Annotated in this window: 13 protein-coding genes; 9 read left to right on the forward strand and 4 right to left on the reverse strand. The window is 69.2% G+C overall.

Going from position 1 to position 12,452, the window contains the following annotated elements:
- Positions 1-81: 81 nt before the first annotated feature.
- Positions 82-285 carry a hypothetical protein gene (locus tag MKP05_RS01165; protein WP_240566682.1) on the reverse strand — a complete coding sequence of 68 codons (204 nt, stop codon included), beginning with the start codon at positions 283-285 and terminating at the stop codon, positions 82-84.
- 241 nt (positions 286-526) lie between these two features.
- Here MKP05_RS01165 and MKP05_RS01170 point away from each other — a divergent pair, with 241 nt between their 5' ends.
- The 6 genes from MKP05_RS01170 to MKP05_RS01195 are packed head-to-tail and all read left to right on the forward strand — an operon-like array spanning position 527 to position 5,463.
- The gene (locus MKP05_RS01170; RefSeq protein WP_306766758.1) at positions 527-1,315 is read left to right on the forward strand and encodes a DUF3450 domain-containing protein; all 789 of its coding nucleotides are present in this window, start codon (positions 527-529) and stop codon (positions 1,313-1,315) included.
- A complete protein-coding gene (locus MKP05_RS01175; protein WP_110281766.1) occupies positions 1,312-2,685 on the forward strand; it encodes a MotA/TolQ/ExbB proton channel family protein in 1,374 nt (457 codons plus the stop codon). The genes MKP05_RS01170 and MKP05_RS01175 overlap by 4 nt, the downstream gene beginning before the upstream one ends.
- Positions 2,666-3,202: a MotA/TolQ/ExbB proton channel family protein gene (locus tag MKP05_RS01180; protein WP_110281765.1), complete on the forward strand. Its 537-nt coding sequence runs from the start codon at positions 2,666-2,668 to the stop codon at positions 3,200-3,202. The genes MKP05_RS01175 and MKP05_RS01180 overlap by 20 nt, the downstream gene beginning before the upstream one ends.
- Entirely contained in the window at positions 3,195-3,605 is a 411-nt protein-coding gene (locus MKP05_RS01185; protein ID WP_110281764.1) for an ExbD/TolR family protein, read from the forward strand. Before MKP05_RS01180 ends, MKP05_RS01185 begins: the two co-directional genes overlap by 8 nt.
- Entirely contained in the window at positions 3,602-4,345 is a 744-nt protein-coding gene (locus tag MKP05_RS01190) for an energy transducer TonB (protein WP_240566683.1), read from the forward strand. The genes MKP05_RS01185 and MKP05_RS01190 overlap by 4 nt, the downstream gene beginning before the upstream one ends.
- Positions 4,346-4,350: 5 nt before the next feature.
- Complete coding sequence (locus MKP05_RS01195) at positions 4,351-5,463, forward strand: hypothetical protein (protein ID WP_110281762.1); 1,113 nt, start codon at positions 4,351-4,353, stop codon at positions 5,461-5,463.
- Here the strand turns inward: MKP05_RS01195 and xthA are convergent.
- Positions 5,453-6,280, reverse strand: a complete 828-nt coding sequence (gene xthA, locus MKP05_RS01200; protein WP_240566684.1) for an exodeoxyribonuclease III — start codon at positions 6,278-6,280, stop codon at positions 5,453-5,455. The genes MKP05_RS01195 and xthA overlap by 11 nt on opposite strands.
- On the reverse strand, positions 6,280-6,534 hold the full coding sequence (locus tag MKP05_RS01205; protein WP_110281760.1) for a hypothetical protein: 255 nt from the start codon (positions 6,532-6,534) through the stop codon (positions 6,280-6,282). The genes xthA and MKP05_RS01205 overlap by 1 nt, the downstream gene beginning before the upstream one ends.
- A gap of 170 nt (positions 6,535-6,704) precedes the next feature.
- Here MKP05_RS01205 and rhlB point away from each other — a divergent pair, with 170 nt between their 5' ends.
- Both rhlB and dinG read left to right on the forward strand, forming a co-directional pair.
- Complete coding sequence (gene rhlB / locus MKP05_RS01210; protein WP_240566685.1) at positions 6,705-7,988, forward strand: ATP-dependent RNA helicase RhlB; 1,284 nt, start codon at positions 6,705-6,707, stop codon at positions 7,986-7,988.
- A gap of 89 nt (positions 7,989-8,077) precedes the next feature.
- Positions 8,078-10,219: an ATP-dependent DNA helicase DinG gene (dinG, locus tag MKP05_RS01215; protein WP_110281758.1), complete on the forward strand. Its 2,142-nt coding sequence runs from the start codon at positions 8,078-8,080 to the stop codon at positions 10,217-10,219.
- Positions 10,220-10,336: 117 nt separating this feature from the next.
- Here dinG and MKP05_RS01220 read toward each other — a convergent pair whose 3' ends face one another.
- The gene (locus MKP05_RS01220; RefSeq protein WP_110281757.1) at positions 10,337-11,416 is read right to left on the reverse strand and encodes a 3-deoxy-7-phosphoheptulonate synthase; all 1,080 of its coding nucleotides are present in this window, start codon (positions 11,414-11,416) and stop codon (positions 10,337-10,339) included.
- Positions 11,417-11,727: 311 nt separating this feature from the next.
- On the opposite strand from MKP05_RS01220, the gene rpoE reads away from it, so the two are divergent.
- The gene (gene rpoE, locus MKP05_RS01225) at positions 11,728-12,333 is read left to right on the forward strand and encodes an RNA polymerase sigma factor RpoE (protein ID WP_110281756.1); all 606 of its coding nucleotides are present in this window, start codon (positions 11,728-11,730) and stop codon (positions 12,331-12,333) included.
- Positions 12,334-12,452 lie beyond the last annotated feature (119 nt).

Raw genomic sequence — 12,452 nt, forward strand, 5'->3', positions numbered from 1 at the left:
GATGGGTGTCCCTTTGTCTGATCCGTGGTGCGTCGATGTTTTTCGATGACACCGCAATGCCTGGCGGTCATCGGGTGTTCGCTAATGATAATGTTTTGCATTTGCATGTTCAAGATCAAATGCAAATATCAACCATTCATTGTCTTGATTGACGAAGCGATTGCAGGGCTGGTCGAACTGGACCCGGTCCTCGAAGTCGATGCGGAACAGCGTCGCTGAGGTGGTGAGTGCTGGGGTTGCATCGACGCGCGCGACCAGGATGACGGTGTGGATGCCCTGGCGCACGGTCAGGCGCGGCTCGGCTGATCTGGGTGGGGGTGCGTGCCCCCCCCACGACCATGGTATTCTGCAAGTTCTGGCGCCTGGAGGGCCATGGTGGCCGATTCGTGGGCCGGCCTCCCGACGGGAGTGTCGCTTCACCACGATTGATAATTGTTTTTATTGGTGGCATCGTTTTGCCGCTTGCCGTACCGGCCAGCCATTCGTCCAATCAACGTATTGTCGTGAACATCAAGGGAGTCCGGTCGTGGTGACGTTTCGACATCCACTCTTGCGTGGTGCCGCCCTCCTCTGGTGGCTCGTGGTCGCCCCGGTGGCGTCCGCAGAGACGCTGCTGGAGGAGGCCAGTCAGGCACAGCGTACCCAGGCCGAGCTGCAGGCGCGCATCGATGCCGCCGATGACGAGGTGCGTGAGCGGCTCGAGGAGCTGCGCCGCCTGGAGCGCGAGACGCGCCGGCTCGACGCCGAGAACGACCTGCTGGCCCCGCGCCTGGCGCGCCAGGCCGAGACCCTGAGCCGCCGTGAGACGGCCCTCGCCACCCTGACCGAGACCCGCGAGGCACTGCCGGCCCTGGAGCGGGGCCTGGTGGAGCGTCTCGCCAGCTGGGTGGAGCAGGACCTGCCGTTCCTGGCGGAGGAGCGCCGGGCGCGCGTCGCCAGCCTGGAAAGCGACCTGGCCGATCCCGAGGCGTCGGCCGGCGAGCGCCTGGAGCGCATCCTGGCCGCCTGGCGTACCGAGCTCGACTACGGCCGTGAATTCGATGCCTGGCGAGGCTATCTGACCCGAGGCGAGGTCCGGCGCAAAGTGGAATTCCTGCGCTTCGGCCGGGTGGGCTACTACTACCTGACGTCAGATGGTCGCCAAGGTGGCGTCTGGCTCGCCGAGGAGAGTCGCTGGCTCCCCCTCGACGATGACGAACGCAGCGAGGTGCGCATGGGACTGCGTATCGCCCGCGATCAGCGGGCGCCGAAGCTGCTCGAGCTACCGGTGTCGCAGCCGTTGATATCGGGCGGAACGCAGGAGGAGCGCTCATGAGCATGAGACGATTGGCCGGCGGGCTGCTGCTCGGCGTGACGCTGTGTCTGGCGCCCCTGGCCCTGGCCCAGTCCGAGGCGTTGACCACGCTGCGCGCCGAGCGTGAGGCCGCCGAGGCGCGCGATCAGGCCCGTCTGGTCGCGCTGATCGAGGACCGGGGCGCCCTGGAGGCCGCCCTGGACGAGGCACGCGAGGCACGCGATGCGGCCCGGCAGCGGCACCGCGAGCTGGAAGCCCGGCAGGCCGAGCAGGAGGCGTGGCGGGCCGAGCTCGACAGCCGCCAGCAGGAACAGGGGAGTGATCTGGAGGGCGTCCTGGCGGCGCTGGCCAGGCACAGCGGCGGGCTGCGCGATGACCTGGCCGAGAGCTGGGTGACGGTGGGCGGCGCCGAGCTACCGCCCCGCCTCGACAACGTCGAGGTGCTCGAGCGCGATCACCTCGAAGGGGTCGCCGACGCCCTGATGGCACTGACCGCCGAAACCGGCCGGGTGGTGAGCTTCGAAGCGCTGGTAGCCGACGGAAGCGGCGATATCGCCACGCGTGAGGTGGTACGTGTGGGCGATCTGGCCGCCTTCAGCGACGGCGAACTGTTGCGCCGCGGCGCCGACGAGGGCGTGCTGTCGACGATGGCGCGGACCCCGCGGGAGGTGTCGCAGGCCCTGGCCGCCTTCCAGGCCGGCGAGAGCCGTACCCTGGCGCTGGACCCGACCCGGGGGGGGCAGGTGATCGCCGCGCTGGCCCAGCGGCCCAGCCTGGTGGAGCGCTTCCACCAGGGCGGGGTCGTGGGCTATGTGGTGGTGGGCCTGGGGCTTCTGGGCCTGCTGGTGGCCCTGGCCCAGTACGGCTACCTGCTGCGGGTCAGCTGGGTGATGCGCCGTCAGCTGCGCGACCTCACCCAGCTGCGCGAGGACAACCCCCTGGGGCGGGTCCTGAGGCGCTTCCAGACCCTCGACGATCCAGTGCCGGAGGCGCTCGAGGCGCGCCTCGACGAGTCGGTGCTGGCCGAGCTGCCCAGGCTCGAGCGCGGCCAGTCGCTGGTCAAGTTGCTGGCGGCGCTGGCGCCGCTGTTGGGGCTGCTCGGCACCGTCACCGGCATGATCGTCACCTTCCAGGCGATCACCGTCTTCGGCACCGGCGATCCGCAACTGATGGCCGGCGGTATCAGTCAGGCGCTGGTCACCACCGTGCTGGGGCTGATCACCGCCGTACCGCTGCTCTTCGCCTATACCGCCCTGGTTGGGCGGAGTCGCCAGCTGGCTTGCACGTTGGAAGGGCAGGCCTGCGAGGCCCTGGCCGAACGGCTCGAGCGGCGTGCGCCCCACATCGGAACGCAGAAAGGGAGTGGCGGCCATGCTACCGCTCTGGCTTGAGCCCCTGGCGTGGTTGGTCGATGCCGGCGGCGTCATCCTGGTGGTGATCGCCCTGGTGGCGACCCTGCTGTTCAGCCTGGCCCTGGAGCGGGGGCTGTTCTTCCACATTACCTACCAGCGCGCCCGTCGGCGGCTGATCGCGCGCTGGGTGGCGCGTACCGAGCACCTCAGCTGGAGTGCCCGGACCCTGCGCGAGGTCTGGACCCGGGAGCTGATCGCCAGGCTGCGTCGCCCGCTGCCCTGGCTCAGGCTGTTGGTGGCGTGCTGTCCGCTACTGGGGCTGCTCGGTACCGTGACCGGCATGATCACGGTCTTCGACAGCCTGGCGCTGAGCGATACCAGCCAGGCCCGTGCCATGGCCGACGGCGTTGCCCGGGCGACCCTGCCGACCCTGACCGGCATGGCCGTGGCGGTGATCGGCCTGCTCTTTACCAGCCGACTCGAACAGGTCATTCGGCGCGAGGAGCAGTGGCTGCACGACCTCCTGGCCGAAGCCGTGGAGGACACTCATGCGTAGACGCCGTAGTCTCGATGTCGACAATGGCGACGCCGGCGAGGTCAACCTGACCCCGATGCTGGATGTGGTCTTCATCATGCTGATCTTCTTCATAGTCACCACCAGCTTCATCAAGGAGAGCGGGATCGAGATCCAGCGGCCGGAGTCCAGCGCGGCGAGTCCCCAGCCGGACGCCCAGGTGATGGTGGCGATTACCCCCGAAGGGGCCGTCTGGGTGGGTGGTCAGCCGGTGGATGCCCATCGGGTGGGCGAGGAGGTGGCCGCCCTGGTCAGCGGCGAGGGTGGTGCGGTGATCCAGGCCGACCGCGAGGCCACCACCGGCCTGCTGATCGAGGTGATGGACCGCATCCGCCAGGCCGGCGTCGAACAGGTCGCCGTGGCCACCACCCGGAGGGCACCATGATCCGGGGGCCCGTTTCGGCCCTGGCCGGTATGCTCATGGCGCTGGTGCTGTTCTGGCTGCTGGCCCTGGTGGTTTTGCCACCCGAGGAGGAGTTCGAGGAGCTCGAGGAGCCCATAACGCTGAGAAGCGTCGAGATGCCCGAGGTGCAGGAGGAGGTCGCCGAGCCGCCACCCCAGGCCGCCCCGCCGCCGCCCGAGGTGGCGCCACCGCCGCCCCTGCCGGAACCGGCGCCGCCCATGGAGAGTCCCATCGCACTGCCCGAGCCGGAGCTGCCGCCGGAGGTGGTGGAGCCGCTGGAGGTCGAGACCACGCTGCCGGAACTGAGTGAGGCGGTGCCGGAGCCGGTGCCCACGCCTGAGCCGCGCCCCGAACCGGCCCCCCCACGTGAACCATCGCCGCAGCCGTCCCCGGCCACCGAGGCCTCGTCGGCCGCCTCCGCCGAGACGAGTGCCGAGACCGTCGCCCGGACACCGGTGGAGGTGGGCCAGGTCACGCCGACCAGCCAGGTGCCGCCAGAGTATCCGAGGCCGGCCGTGCTCCGTGGTCAGGAAGGCTATGTGGAGCTGGAGTTCGTGATTCGCACCGACGGCAGCGTCGACCCCTCGAGCATTCGCGTGACCTCCGCTCATCCGAGCAATGTCTTCGACGATGCCGCCCGGAAGGCGGTGGCGCGCTGGCGATTCTCACCCGCCGAGCGGCTGCGTCGTGCCCGCCAGCGCCTGGAGTTCGAGCTGAGGTAAGCGTCATGTTGGTAAAGCGACTCGCTTCCCTGTGTGCCGCCGGATGGCTGCTGAGCGCCGCGACGGCCGGGGCCGCGCCGGCGCTGCGGGGCGACTTCATCGCCGACCTCGAGGCCCTGCAGCAGCGTCTGCAGCAGGGCGAGACCGAGGTGGTGAGTGAACGGGCCCTGTCCCAGGCCCGGCGCCTGGCCGGTGGCAATGCTGCCGACCGCTGGGCCCGGGCCCTCTATCTACAGCTGGCGGCCGGCGCCGCGGCCCGGGCAGGCCGGCCCGAGGAGGCGGCAGAGTGGCTGCGCGAGGCCCGCGAGACGCCGGGCGTCGAAGCCGAGCATCGGGATCGCTGGCAGCACCAGGAGGCCGGACTACGCCTGGTTGCCGGCCAGACCGATGCCGGTGCCGAGCTGCTGGCCGACTGGCTGGCTCGCCATTCGGGAGCACCGCGCGACCACTGGCGCCTGGTCCGGGCCCTGGCCGAACTGGAGCGCTGGGAGGCGGCCGCCGACCGGCTGACGCCTGCCTTGGACGCCACGCCCCGGCTCGAGGCCGCCCAGCAGGCGCTGGCCACGACGGTCTATCGGCGTGCGGGGCGGGGTGGCGAGGCCCTGGCGCTGATCGAGGCCGGTCTCGAGGCGTCGGACGATCCGGGGGACTGGCGTCAGGCCGCGGCCCTGGCCCAGCGGCTCGAGGGGCCCGGCCGTGCCGCGGCGATCTGGGAGGCCGGCTGGCGCCGGGGGATCCTGTCGGGGCGTGACGACCTGCGCCAGCTGGTACGCCTGCACCTGGCCGGTGGCACCCCGGCCCGGGCCGCCGAGCACCTGGAAGCAGGGCTCGCCGAGGAGCTCCTGGAAGACGACGGCGAGAACCGTCGGCTGCTTGCCCAGGCCTGGGAAGCGGCCCGGGATCGCGAGCGGGCGCTGGCCGCCTGGGAGGCGGTGGCCGAGCGCAGCGACGCCGGCGATGACTGGCTGCGCCTGGGCCAGCTCGCCCATGCCTGGGGGCAAGAGGAATTGGCCATCCGGGCGTTGCGGGCGGCCCGCACCCGGGGCCGGGAGGAGGTCGACGCCTGGCTCGAGGCCCTGGTGGCTGACGCCGCCGCGCGGGAGCCCGCTAGAGACTGAACTCGGTCCACACCGGAGCGTGATCCGAGGGCTTCTCCATGCCGCGCAGGTCGTAATCGATGCCGGCGTCGACCACCCGGTCGGCGAGCGGGGCGGTGACCAGGATATGGTCGATGCGCAGCCCGCGCCTGGGGTCGCGTTCGAAGCCGCGGGAGCGGTAGTCGAACCAGCTGAAGCGGTCGTCGACCTCGGGATAGCGGACCCGGTAGCTGTCGACCAGCCCCCAGGCCTTGATGCCCTCGAGCCACTCGCGCTCCACCGGCTGGAAGCTGGTCTTGCCCTCGCGCAGCCAGCGCTTGCGGTTGGCCTCGCCGATGCCGATGTCGATGTCCTCGGGCGAGATGTTGAAGTCGCCCATCACTGCCAGGCGCTCGTCGGGGCGGTGTCCACCCTCCAGCAGCCGCCGGAGCTGGGCATAGAACTCGCGCTTGTGAGGAAACTTGGTGGGGTGGTCGACGTTCTCGCCCTGGGGGAAGTAGCCGTTCCATACCGTCAGGGGGTCGCCGCCGACCGGGCGCAGGCGTGCGCCGATCATGCGCCGCTGGGCCTCGTCGCCGTCGTCGGGGAAGCCGAAGTGCACCGCTTCCGGCTCGCCGCACTGGGTCGTGTCGACCATCAGCGCCACGCCGTAGTGTCCCTTCTGGCCGTGGAAGTCGACCCGGTACCCCATCGCCTCCACCGCCTCGCGGGGAAACTCGCTGTCCTGGACCTTGGTCTCCTGCAGGCCGATCACCGCCGGCCGGTGGGCCGCGATCAGTGCCTCGAGCTGGTGCAGGCGCGCGCGGATGCCGTTGATGTTGAACGAGACCAGGCGCATCAGTCGTTGCTCTCCTCACCGCTGGTGCCGCCGTGCTTCTCGTCGGGATGGATGGCGATGGGCTCGGCGGCCTCCTGGCGGGCGAGCTTGCGGGCCGCCTGCAGCTTGCGCTGCTGGCGCTTCTTCTGGGTGAAGCGGGTCGACGAGGTCACCTGGTCGGGATTCTCGTGGCGCCACTTCTTGAAATCCTTGCGCTTGCCGGTGCGAATCTGCACCTTGTCGGCCAGCGAACGTGTCTTCTTGCGGCGTGTCATGACGCATGACTCCTGGCGTATCCGGGGGGCATTCTACCAGCCGGGCCAGGTGCTTCGACAGCGATCCTTGCGCGGCGCATGTGCGGGGCGGGCCCTCGGCGGCGTAGACTGGTACAATGCCCGTTTGTGTCATGCACCCTATCCACTGAAACGGACTAGACAGCAAGCCTATGAGCGAGTCGGAACAGATCACATCACCGGCACCGGCCCAGGATCGCAAGCCCAAGCGTCGTCGTCGCAAGCCGCGGCGCCGTCAGTCGTCGAGCTGGGACCTGCGCCAGTTCCAGATGCCGGCCGTGGCAGGCAAGTGGCGTTTCCACGACTTCGACCTGCCGCTGCCGCTGATGCGCGCCATCCACGCCCTGGGCTTCGAGTACTGCACGCCGATTCAGGCCGAGGCCCTGGCCCACACCCTGCTGGGTGGCGATGTGGTCGGCAAGGCCCAGACCGGGACCGGCAAGACCGCCGCCTTCCTGATCTCGATACTGGCCTACTTCCTCGAGGAGGAGGTCCCCAACGGCCAGAAGCCGGGCGCGCCGCGCGCCCTGATCGTGGCCCCGACCCGTGAGCTGGCCCTGCAGATCGAGAAGGACGCCAAGGCGCTGGCGCGCTTCACCGACCTCAACGTGGCCAGCGTCGTCGGTGGCATGGACTACCAGAAGCAGCGCGAGGGGCTGGGCAAGAAGCTCGACATCCTGGTGGCCACCCCCGGGCGCCTGCTCGACTTCCACCAGAAGCGCGATGTCGACCTGACCCAGGTCGAGGTGCTGGTGCTCGACGAGGCGGACCGCATGCTGTCGATGGGCTTCATTCCCGACGTCAAGCGCATCATTCGCCATACGCCGAAGAAGGAGGAGCGGCAGACCTTCCTGTTCTCGGCCACCTTCACCGAGGACATCCTCAACCTGGCCAGCCAGTGGACCCATGAGCCGGCCCACGTGGAGATCGAGGTCACGGTGGAGAATGCCGCCGACATCGACCAGCGCGTCTACATGGTCAGCGACGAGGACAAGCAGCGGCTGCTCATCAACCTGCTGCAGCAGGAGAGCTTCGACCGGGTGATGGTGTTCGGCAATCGCCGCGACCTGGTGCGCCGGCTCGACGACCTGCTGCGCAAGGCCGGCATCAATGCCGCCATGCTCTCCGGTGACGTGCCGCAGAACCAGCGCATCCGCACCCTCGAGCAGTTCCGCGAGGGCGAGATCCAGGTGCTGGTGGCCACCGACGTGGCGGGTCGCGGCATCCACATCGAGGATGTCAGCCACGTGGTCAACTACACCCTGCCGGAGGATCCGGAGGACTATGTGCACCGCATCGGCCGTACCGGCCGGGCCGGGGCCAAGGGGGTGTCGATCAGCTTCGTGGGCGAGGAGGACGCCTTCTCGCTGCCCGAGATCGAGCGCTTCATCGACGCCAAGCTGCCCTGCGAGCATCCGCCGGAAGGGCTGCTGTAAGAGGTAAGAGCGGCGCTCCGCGCCTGGAAGCTGGAAGACGCGGAAAGCCGCGTTTCTCGCGTTGTCCCCCTAATGATACAGGCGCCAGCATGCTCGATGAGGTCCTGAAGGGCGAGATCCAGGCCGCCTACCGCCGGGTGCTAGAGGGGCTCGACCTCACGCCGCGCTACGGCCAGCGGCTGATGATCGCCGAGATCGCCCGTACCCTGGCGGGCATCGAGAGCGACGAGGCCGGCCGGCGCACCAGCGACGAGCATGTCTGCGTGCTCGAGGCCGGCACCGGGACCGGCAAGACCCTCGCCTACCTGCTCGCTTCACTGCCGGTGGCCAAGGCCCGCGGCAAGCGGCTGGTGATCGCCACCGCCACCGTGGCCCTGCAGGAGCAGGTGCTCCATCAGGACCTGCCGGCTCTCAAGGCGCACAGCGGCCTCGATTTCGACTTCGCCCTGGCCAAGGGGCGGGGGCGCTACATCTGCGTGGCGCGTCTCGATCAGGCCCTCGACGGCGGCGAGGAGAACCCGACCCTGTCGCTCTTCGAGCAGTCGCTCGCCAGCGGCGGCGACGCCTTCCAGGCCCTCGCGCAGTCGCTGGGCGAGGCCTACGGCAACGGCCGCTGGGCCGGTGACCGCGACAGCTGGCCCGAGGCCATCGACGACAGCCACTGGCGGCGCCTCACCGTCGACCATCGCCAGTGCACCAACCGGCGCTGCGGCCACTACGGTGCCTGTGCCTTCTTCCGTGCCCGCCGGCACCTCGACAGTGCCGACGTCATCGTCGCCAACCACGACCTGGTGCTGGCCGACCTGGCCCTGGGCGGCGGGGTGGTGCTGCCGGCCCCCGGTGACTGCATCTATGTGTTCGACGAGGGGCACCACCTGCCCGACAAGGCGCTGCAGCACTTCACCCACCGCTTCGCCGTGGGCGGGGCGTTGCGCTGGCTGCGGACCCTGAAGAAGTCGCTCACCGAGCTGAACACCGCCCTGGCGGTGCAGCCGACCCTGGCGCGGCTACTGGCCGGACTGCCCCAGGCCCTCGACGCCCTCGAGCCGAGGCTGGGGGAGGCCTTCGCCCTGGGCCACCAACTGGCCGAGCGTCCCCAGGGGCTCGCCGACGGCGAGGAGAGCCGCCACCACCGTTTCGAGATGGGCCGGGCGCCGGAGGCGTTGCGCGAACTGGCCGCCGCCCTGGTGGTGATCTTCGCCGAGCTCTCGCGCACCCTGGAGAGCATGAGCGACATCCTGCGCGAGAGCCTCGATCCGGACAAGCATACCGGGCTGCCCCGCGAGCAGGCCGAGGCCTGGCTGCCGCTGGTGGCACTGCTGCACGGCCGTGCGCTGGAGGCCCACGCCCTGTGGCTGGCCTTCGGCGAGCAGGACGAGCCGGGGGAGCCGCCCCGGGCGCGCTGGCTGACCCTCGAGCGTTTCGGTGGCGAACCCGAGCTGACCTTCTCGGCGAGCCCGGTCTCCGCCGCCCACACCCTGGCCAGGACGCTCTGGGGCAGCAGCTTCGGTGCCGTGGTGACCTCGGCGACGCTGACCGCGCTCGGGCGCTTCGAGCGCCTGCAGGAGCGGGCCGGGCTCGCCAACCGCTACCGCTACCAGCGCCTGCCGAGCCCCTTCGACTACTCCCGGGCGGTGCTCAGCGTGCCCCGGGAGGCGGTCGACCCGGCCGACCGCGAGGGCCACGAGCGCGCCATCGTCGACTTCGTCGAGGCCCTGGGCGAGCAGGAGGCGGTACTGATGCTGTTCTCGTCGCGGGCCCAGTTGCGCGGCGTGGAGAAGGCGCTCTCGAAGGCCCGCCGCGAGCGGGTGCTGGCCCAGGATCGGCTGCCCAAGCGCGAGCTGATCGCCCGGCATCGGGCGCGGGTCGATGCCGGGGAGGGCAGCATCATCTTCGGCCTGGCGAGCTTCGCCGAGGGGATCGACCTGCCCGGCGACTACCTGACCCATGTGGTGATCACCCGGCTGCCGTTCTCGGTGCCCGACGATCCGGTGGGCGCGACCCTGGCCGAGTGGATCGAGAGCCGCGGTGGCAATCCCTTCATGCGCATCAGCGTGCCGGATGCCTCGATCAAGCTGGTCCAGGCCTGTGGCCGGTTGATCCGCAAGGAGGCCGATGCAGGGCGCATCACCCTGCTCGACCGCCGGGTACTGACCCGCCGCTACGGCCGGGCGCTGCTCGATGCGCTGCCGCCCTTCGTGCGCGAGATCGACGGGGTCCGTGAGGTGTGAGAGGGCAGAGGTAAGGCGTGAGGGAAGGGCGCCCGGACCGGCCACGCGGTGCGTCCCGCAACGAACGGACCCGCCTTGAGGCGGGTCCGTGGCCGTGCGGTTCGCGAGAGACGGGGGTCAGGCGGCCTGGCGGCGCTCGGCCAGCACCGGTGCCAGCTTCTGGTTCATGCGCTTGAAGGACTCGACGGTGGTGTCCCAGTCGATGCAGGCGTCGGTGATGGAGACCCCGTACTGGAGCTGGCTGCGGTCCTCGGGGATCTTCTGGTTGCCCCAGCCGATGTTGGATTCCACCATCAGGCCGATGATCGAGCGGTTGCCCTCGAGGATCTGGTTGGTGACGTTCTCCAGTACCAGCGGCTGCAGAGCCGGGTCCTTGTTGGAGTTGGCGTGGGAGCAGTCGATCATGATGTTGGGCATGACCCCGGCCTTCTTGAGTTCCTGCTCGGCCAGCGCCACGCTGACGCTGTCGTAGTTGGGCTTGCCGTTGCCGCCGCGCAGCACCACATGGCCGTAGGCGTTGCCGCGGGTGCGGATGATCGCCACCTGGCCGGCCTGGTCGATGCCGAGGAAGTTGTGCGGGTGCGCCACCGACTGCAGGGCGTTGACGGCCACGTCGAGGCTGCCGTCGGTGCCGTTCTTGAAGCCCACCGGACAGGAGAGGCCCGAGGCCATCTCGCGGTGGGTCTGGGACTCGGTGGTACGGGCGCCGATCGCCGACCAGCTGATGCAGTCCTGCAGGTACTGGGGCGAGATCGGGTCCAGCGCCTCGGTGGCCAGCGGCAGGCCCATCTCGGCCAGCTCCACCAGCAGCCGGCGGGCGATATGCAGGCCTTCCTCGATCTCGAAGGAGTCATTGAGATGCGGGTCGTTGATCAGCCCCTTCCAGCCCACGGTGGTGCGCGGTTTCTCGAAGTAGACGCGCATCACGATATAGAGGCTATCCTTCACCTCATCGGCCAGTCGACGCAAGCGACGGGCATAATCCAGGGCGGCATCGACGTCGTGGATGGAGCAAGGGCCCACCACCACCAGCAGGCGGGGATCGTGGCCCTCGAGGATGCGCTGGATCGTCTCGCGACCCTCGATCACCGTGCGTTCGGCGGTCTCGGTGAGCGGAATCTCGTTCTTCAGGGCCTCGGGGGAGATCAGGACGTCCTGGGCCAGGACGTTGAGGTTGTTGACCTGCTGCTCGGACATTGTGCTACCTGTGTCGTGTCTGCGCTGATGGCGAATAACAATAGTGGGTCCTACTATCGCCCGTGAGCATGGCAAAAATCAATCGCGCCGGGGAACCGTCGGGGCGCCGGCGTGTCCCAGCGCGGGCATCGCCGGCATGGTATTCGGCTTGATGCACGCGCCAGAAACGGGAACACTTATGCCACTTCGGCTCCGGCCTTCAACTCCCAGCTGCCCCAGGGCTTCAGGTTGACACTATGCATGCTTTACCAGTCCGTTCGCGGCGACTCATCGGCATCCCGTCATGCTTCCCTCGGCCGGGGAGGGCGTGAATGGGCACCCGGGAGACCGATCAACAACTCGTCGAGCGCGCCCAGCAGGGTGACACCCGTGCCTTCGACCTGCTGGTGAGGAAGTACCAGCATAAGATCATCGGGTTGATCGGCCGCTACGTGCACGACCACGCCGAGGTCCAGGACGTGGCCCAGGAGGCCTTCATCAAGGCCTATCGGGCGCTGGGCAAGTTCCGCGCCGAAAGCGCCTTCTACACCTGGATGTACCGGATCGCCATCAACACCGCCAAGAACTACCTGGTCTCCAAGGGGCGTCGTCCCCCGGGCAGCGATCTCGATATCGTCGACGCCGAGATCGTCGACCACAGCGGTCGCCTGGCCGACATCGAGTCGCCGGAGGCGGCGATCGCCCGGGACCAGCTCGAGGCCGCGGTCTTCGAGGCGATCGAGAATCTGCCCGACGACCTGCGCACCGCCATCACCCTGCGTGAACTCGATGGCCTCTCCTACGAGGACATCGCCCAGATCATGCAGTGTCCGGTGGGTACGGTGCGCTCGCGGATCTTCCGTGCCCGGGAGGCGGTGGATCAGCACATCCAGCCGCTGGTGACCACGTCGCGCAACCGCGAGCCGATCCCGGAATGAGGTGGTCGACAAGGTTTTTGACATTTTGCTGAACTGTCCGGCGCTTGCGGCGTCAGAAGCAGTGACCGACCCGCCACCAGCGGGTTCTAACATGTCGGCATCGCCGGGCCGTGGCCTCG

Origin of the sequence: Halomonas flagellata, assembly GCF_022487945.1 — a bacterium.
GTDB lineage: Bacteria > Pseudomonadota > Gammaproteobacteria > Pseudomonadales > Halomonadaceae > Halomonas > Halomonas flagellata.

Coding starts and splice junctions, on each gene's coding strand:
- MKP05_RS01175 (WP_110281766.1), top strand. CDS start 1,312: ATGAGCATGAGACGATTGGCCGGCGGGCTGCTGCTCGGCGTGACGCTG.
- MKP05_RS01180 (WP_110281765.1), top strand. CDS start 2,666: ATGCTACCGCTCTGGCTTGAGCCCCTGGCGTGGTTGGTCGATGCCGGC.
- MKP05_RS01185 (WP_110281764.1), top strand. CDS start 3,195: ATGCGTAGACGCCGTAGTCTCGATGTCGACAATGGCGACGCCGGCGAG.
- MKP05_RS01190 (WP_240566683.1), top strand. CDS start 3,602: ATGATCCGGGGGCCCGTTTCGGCCCTGGCCGGTATGCTCATGGCGCTG.
- MKP05_RS01195 (WP_110281762.1), top strand. CDS start 4,351: ATGTTGGTAAAGCGACTCGCTTCCCTGTGTGCCGCCGGATGGCTGCTG.
- xthA (WP_240566684.1), bottom strand. CDS start 6,280: ATGCGCCTGGTCTCGTTCAACATCAACGGCATCCGCGCGCGCCTGCAC.
- MKP05_RS01205 (WP_110281760.1), bottom strand. CDS start 6,534: ATGACACGCCGCAAGAAGACACGTTCGCTGGCCGACAAGGTGCAGATT.
- rhlB (WP_240566685.1), top strand. CDS start 6,705: ATGAGCGAGTCGGAACAGATCACATCACCGGCACCGGCCCAGGATCGC.
- dinG (WP_110281758.1), top strand. CDS start 8,078: ATGCTCGATGAGGTCCTGAAGGGCGAGATCCAGGCCGCCTACCGCCGG.
- MKP05_RS01220 (WP_110281757.1), bottom strand. CDS start 11,416: ATGTCCGAGCAGCAGGTCAACAACCTCAACGTCCTGGCCCAGGACGTC.
- rpoE (WP_110281756.1), top strand. CDS start 11,728: ATGGGCACCCGGGAGACCGATCAACAACTCGTCGAGCGCGCCCAGCAG.